The organism is Alteribacillus sp. JSM 102045 (assembly GCF_041949975.1).
In the GTDB taxonomy this organism is placed as follows: domain Bacteria; phylum Bacillota; class Bacilli; order Bacillales; family Marinococcaceae; genus Alteribacillus.
On the sequence record NZ_JBHFQG010000091.1, the window covers coordinates 1 to 1,465 of the forward strand.

Annotated in this window: 2 protein-coding genes; both read left to right on the forward strand. The window is 44.8% G+C overall.

Going from position 1 to position 1,465, the window contains the following annotated elements; genetic code table 11:
- Window positions 1-44: 44 nt before the first annotated feature.
- Window positions 45-350, forward strand: coding sequence for a transposase (locus ACE1TI_RS21735; RefSeq protein ID WP_375009587.1), 306 nt, complete (start codon window positions 45-47; stop codon window positions 348-350).
- A 62-nt stretch (window positions 351-412) separates the two neighbouring features.
- The gene (locus tag ACE1TI_RS21740) at window positions 413-1,267 is read left to right on the forward strand and encodes an IS3 family transposase (protein WP_375009588.1); all 855 of its coding nucleotides are present in this window, start codon (window positions 413-415) and stop codon (window positions 1,265-1,267) included.
- Window positions 1,268-1,465 lie beyond the last annotated feature (198 nt).

Genomic DNA, 1,465 nt, shown 5'->3' on the forward strand with positions numbered 1-1,465 from the left:
GAAAGGTAACTTAGTTACACTAGAATCAAAGGGGTTGATGGACTATGAAACGACACGTTTACTCCAATGACTTTAAATTGCAAGTGGTAAAAGAAGCACTCGAAACTGGCAATAAAGCCTTAGTAGCGAGGCGGTATGAACTATCAAAAAATCTGATTTACCGGTGGACGAAAGAGTATGAACAAGGGCATTTCGGCCAAACATCCGTGGATCAGGTTGACTATGTGAATCCTCAAAAGATGGAACAGGAGAATACGGAATTAAAGAAACTACTTGGCGAAAAGGATTTAGAAATTGCTGTTCTGCGTGATCTCATAAAAAAGAAGAACCCTCACTTGCTGAAAAAATAGACGTCGCTCAAGCCTGGATTGCCAAAGGGTACAAGGTATCGGTCATCTGCCGCATTCTTGGTATTCCACGATCGACGTATTATTATCAAACGTCTTATCGCGTCGAGTACAAAAAGGTAAGTGAGGGACGTCCCATACCAGGCTACTCTGTCACCAAAAATGGCAAAAAAATTTCAGATGAACAAATCAAGGAATGGCTGCTGGAAGAGATCGAAAGTGAGGCTTTCGCTTATGGCTATCGAAAACTCACCGTGATTCTTCGCCGCCACTACGTAATCATCAATAAAAAGAAAGTCTATCGATTGTGTAAAGAGCTTGGTATCTTGCGTCCTCAGCGCCAGCCCAGGCCTGTGACGAAACGAAAACGGGCAAAGAATCGCACGATTACAGGCTCCAATCAACTGTGGGAGACCGATTTGAAATACGGCTTCATTCATGGAGAAGATCGCTTTTTCTTCGTCTTATCTTACATCGATGTCTATGACCGAACGATCATTGCTTATCATATAGGTCTGACATGTACAGCTGCCGACGCCTGGCGCGCCCTGCAGCAGGCGATGATGAAGCGCCAGGTCTTTGATACAGACGGCCTTGTGCTTCGCAGTGATAACGGACCACAATATAAGTCACTTACGTATGCCCAGCATTGCGACACTTTCGGTGTGGAACACGAACGAATTCCACCAAAGTCTCCTAACTCGAACGCTCATATTGAAGCTTTTCACCGTCTTTTGGAAGATGACTGTTTCCAACGCTTCGAGTTTCAGACCTACGAAGAGGCTTATCAGGCAGTTACTTCGTATATAGCGTTTTACAATGAGCGACGACTGCACGGAAGTATTCTGGACCTCTCTCCAAAAGAATATTATGAGCAAACAAAGCGCGGGATGGTACCACAACGGGACGTCCGTGTGTGACACAAAGTATCTCCTTCTTTTGTCTTAACCATCAAACCGCCTATTTGAGAGGCTTGTCAAGGACGACCAACGGGAGAGCGAAAGCGTTCCTTGACAAACGCAGCAAATGGGCGATCCTATCTCAAGACAAAAGAAGAGGAAAAAGTTTGATCATCCTAGAAAAAGAGAGTATCTGTCCAAATTCAGGGGGTTAATCCG